The following is a 735-nucleotide window of genomic DNA, read 5'->3' on the forward strand; positions in this document are numbered from 1 at the left end:
CCACCGCTAGTAGAAGTGGAAGTTAGTCTGATAAAAATCCTAAAAACCAGTGGAAATCCGTGTCAGGGTAAGTTCCACTGGTTTTACTAATGCTTGATTTCATCGCTTTTGTAACCAAAAGGAATCGAAAAAAAGAGCGCACAAAATCCCCTCATCTGAAAGCGTTTCAGATTAAGTTCCGCTATGGTGGAAGTTAGTGTGAGACGTTTGAATGCGGTTAAAGGTTAGTTTTTAGAACTTATGTTGGAGTAATTTCGAAGACTGACAGACGTCTTCTGCAGGTATTTTAGAAATACCTAGAAGCTTAGGAATCTCTTCTCCATAGGTAAAGGCAAAGAGCTCATAGGCTGACTTTCCATTCAAAGCAGCACGTTTGACACTGTTGACATGAGAGCAGACGAGATTGATGTCCTCTTGAGTTAAGTTGTCAAAAGCAGTTCCCTTATGTAGAATGTCTCGAATCAGTGTGTGGTTTTTCTCAATTCTCCCTTTCTGGTCAGAGCGATTAGGGTCACAAAAGAAGAGTTTACTCTCTCCTCGCACATCCATTTCGATATCATCAACCCTGGCAAACTCTCCACCATTATCGGTAAGAATGACAGGAAAGAGTTGGAAGAAATCTTTATCAGCTTCATGAAGAGTGTTCTTGATGGTATAGAGGTGTTTGGTAACCTCAAGGGCAGTTTTATTATCCAGAAGCCTAGCGAAGATAAAGTTACAGAAAGACAGGTTGAA

The 735-nt window shown here is 40.7% G+C and carries 1 protein-coding gene; it reads right to left on the reverse strand.

The window, feature by feature from the left end:
- Positions 1-231: 231 nt before the first annotated feature.
- The coding region (locus tag O3599_RS09910; RefSeq protein WP_371512746.1) for a transposase at positions 232-735 on the reverse strand (504 nt) is incomplete at its 5' end.

Origin of the sequence: Streptococcus sp. 27098_8_103 (assembly GCF_041432345.1) — a bacterium.
Taxonomy (GTDB): Bacteria; Bacillota; Bacilli; order Lactobacillales; family Streptococcaceae; genus Streptococcus; species Streptococcus mitis_BV.